Here is a 3,394-nt window from a genome sequence, read left to right on the forward strand (position 1 = left end):
CGAGGCCGGGCGGCGCCTGGTCGACCGGGGCCTGGTGGCCAGGCCCGACGATGCGGTGTTCCTCGCCGACGCCGAGCTCCGGGCGGCGCTGCTGAGCGGGTCGGGCGACCTGCGGGCCCAGGTGGCCCAGCGGCGGGCCGAGCGGGCCTGGGTGGCCGCCCATCCCGGCCCGCGCTCCTATGGCCCTCCGTCGGTGCCGCCCAGCGACCTGCGCGGGCTGCCCGCCGGCCTCCGGCAGCTGTCGGCTGCGATGCTGATGTTGTGGAACCTTGGCCTGCGGACCACGCCCACCCGGCCGGAGGGGGACGGGTCGGTCATCACGGGGCTGGCCGGCTCGCCGGGGCGGCACACCGGGACGGTGCGGGTGATCCGCGAGGAGTCGCAGTTCGGGCGCCTCGGCCCCGGTGAGGTGCTGGTCTGCCCGACCACCAGCCCGGCCTGGTCGGTGCTGTTCACCCAGGCGGGCGCGCTGGTCACCGACGGCGGCGGGCTGCTCGCCCATGCCGCGGTGATCGCCCGCGAGTACGGCATCCCCGCCGTGCTGGCCACCGGCGACGCCACCCGCCGCCTGCGCGACGGCGACGCCGTGACCGTCGACGGCACCGCCGGGGAGGTGCACCTGGCAGCAGACGGGCCACGCCAAGGGAGAGGAGGAGCCAGTGCGGCGGGGCTAAATGGTCTTGTGGTCGGGTGACCTTCGGCCCTTCGTGTACGGGTCAGAGCGCTGAGGTGACTGTTGAACAGTGCCCTCGGCCCGCTGGAGAGGGGGTGCCAACGATGACCCAGGTGCAGGCGATTATGGCGCCTTGGTCCCCGGTCGGCGACTTCATGCTGATGTGGTTGCAGATGTTGCCGGTGACCGTGCTGGTGGCCTGGCTGACCGGTCGGCTGCTGGGGGTCAGGCGGCGGTCGTTGCTGATGGCCTTTGCGGCTGGGTCTGCCGGCTCGCTGGTGGGGTGCACGCTGGCGGCGCCCGGCGCGGTCGGCACCATGCTGCTGTTGGCGAGCGTGTTCGCCATGGCGGCCACGGTCGGCCTGCAGCTGCTGGCCAGGCCAACGCCAGCCGCCACCATCCGGGTGGTCCCGGGCGGGGTGCCTCATCCGCTGCGCTGGCTGCGCCACCACCTCCAGCGGCTGGGTCGCTACCTCCAGATCACCCGGCTGGCCGTCCACCACGGCCTGGGTCCTTACCTGGGCCTGGGCCGCGCCCGCCAACCCGACGGGGCGGCGGTCGCCCCCGAGCGGCGCGCCCGGCTGGCGTTGGAGCAGGCCGGCGGGATGTTCGTCAAGCTCGGCCAGATGCTGTCCACCCGCCCCGACGTGGTCCCTCCAGCGCTCGCCCACGAGTTGGCCGGGCTGCAGGAGCAGATGGCCCCCGCCGACCCGGCCGCCGTCGGGGCGTTGCTGGAGCAGGAGCTGGGCGCACCGGTGGATGCGGTCTTTGCCGCCTTTGACTGGGCGCCGGTGGCCGCCGCCTCGATCGCCCAGGCCCATGCCGGCCGGCTGGCCACCGGTGAGCGGGTGATCGTCAAGGTGCAGCGGCCCGGCATCGCCCAGCTGGTCGAGCAAGACCTGGCCATCGTGCTGCACCTGGCTCGCCGCATCCAGACCCGCACCGCCTGGGGCGCCGCCTACGGCGTGGCCGACCTGGCCGCCGAGTTCGCCGACAACCTCCGCCAAGAACTCGACTTTGGGGCCGAGGCGCGCAACATCACCGAGGTCGCGGCCGGCCTGGCCGACACCCCCGAAATCCACCTGCCCACGGTGCACGCCCAGCTGTCCACCTCCCGGGTACTGGTCCTGGAGCAGCTGGAGGGAACCAGCGTCGGCCAGGCTGAACGGCTGGACGGGCTCGGGGTCGACCGCGAGAAACTCGCTGATGTGTTGTTGCGCTCGGTCCTGCGGCAGATGCTCAACGGCGAGCGTTTCCACGGCGACCCCCATCCCGGCAACGTGATGGTGCTGGCCGACGGGCGGCTGGGGCTGCTGGACTTGGGCTCGACCGGGCGGCTGGACGCCCTGGAGCGCGCCTCGATCACCGACCTGCTTTCCGCCCTCAAGCAACGCGACCCGGCCCTGCTGCGGGAGGCGGTGCTGGAGGTCGCCACCCTGCGCCAGCGGCTGGACGAGCGGCAGCTGGAGCGGGCGCTGGCCCGCTTCATGGCCAGGCAGCTGGGCGGCGAGATCACGCCGAGCGCGGCGATGCTGCAGGAGCTGCTAGCCATCTTCCTGGCCTTCGGCATCGCCATGAGCCCCACCACCAGTCTGCTGTTTCGCACCCTGGCGACCCTGGAAGGCACCCTCAGCCTGCTGTGCCCGGGCTATCCCCTCGTGCAGGCGGCCGAGGACTTCGCCACCGAACTGGTGCAGGAGCGGCTGGCCCCAGCGACCTGGCAGGAGACGGCCAAGCAGGAGCTGGTGACGGTGCTGCCCATCCTGCGCCGGGCCCCACGGCACCTGGAACGGGTGGCGACCCTGCTCGAGCGGGGCGAGCTGGGCGCCCACATCAGCCTGTTTGCCGACGACCGCGACGTCGCCGTGGTCAGCCGGCTGGTCAACCGGGTGGTGCTGGGCCTGCTGGGTGGACTGGTGGCGCTGGTGTCGGTGGGGCTGCTGGCGGTGCCCGGCGGCCCCCAGCTGACCCGGGCCACCTCGCTGCTGGACCTATTTGGCTACATGGGGTTGTTCCTGGCCACCGTGCTCATCCTGCGGGTCGTCCTGGCAGCCCTGCGAGAAGGGGCAGGGTGAGGCCTGGCATGGGACACACAGCCTTCGCTTGCTGAGGGTGCTCCGCGACCCGAACTTGCCGTGGGGTGGCCTCAATGACCCGTAGGCAGGAGCACTCAAAGCCGAGAGTACGTCCGCTGCCAACCGACAAGCGCATGCAGGCAAAGACAAGGGGTAGGCGTGATGGCCCCAACAGCGGCTGAGCTCCCGATCTTTCGCACCGAAGAGATCCGCGCCAAGCTCATGGCGATCTGCGGCGAGGGGCTGCGGCACTGGCCGGTGCCATTCGAGACGTTCTTCGTCAACACGCGCTACGGACGGACCCACGTCATCGCCAGCGGCGATCCGGCCGCACCGCCGCTGGTGATGACCCACCCGGCCGCGGTCGGCGGCTTCGTGTGGTCCTCGATCATCGCTCCACTCAGCGAGCACCGCCGGGTCTGTGCGCTGGATACGATCGGTGACTTCGGCCGCAGCGGGCTGGTCGACCCCGACACCACCATCGGCTATTGCTCCGGACCCAACCGGCTCGGGTTCGGGCTCATCGACCAGCGCGAGCTGGCCCTGCGGGACACTCTGGACCGCGACGTGCTGGGCGAGCGGCCGCAGTGCCCCACCCAGCGGCGGCCGCCACCAGAGGCGCCGGCCGGCGACCGCCAACCAGCCA

3 protein-coding genes are annotated in these 3,394 nt (G+C 72.3%); all 3 read left to right on the plus strand.

Translation table 11 applies throughout. From position 1 onward, the window contains the following. Nucleotides 1–694, plus strand: a 694-nt coding sequence (locus VF468_16135; GenBank protein HEX5879822.1) for a PEP-utilizing enzyme, incomplete at its 5' end; no start/stop codon positions are given. Nucleotides 695–777: 83 nt separating this feature from the next. After that, nucleotides 778–2,748 (plus strand): AarF/UbiB family protein, encoded by a 1,971-nt coding sequence (locus VF468_16140; protein HEX5879823.1) that lies wholly within the window; start codon nucleotides 778–780, stop codon nucleotides 2,746–2,748. A 162-nt stretch (nucleotides 2,749–2,910) separates the two neighbouring features. Next, the coding region (locus VF468_16145) for a hypothetical protein (protein ID HEX5879824.1) at nucleotides 2,911–3,394 on the plus strand (484 nt) is incomplete at its 3' end.

Source organism: Actinomycetota bacterium (assembly GCA_036280995.1).
Taxonomy (GTDB): domain Bacteria; phylum Actinomycetota; class CALGFH01; order CALGFH01; family CALGFH01; genus CALGFH01.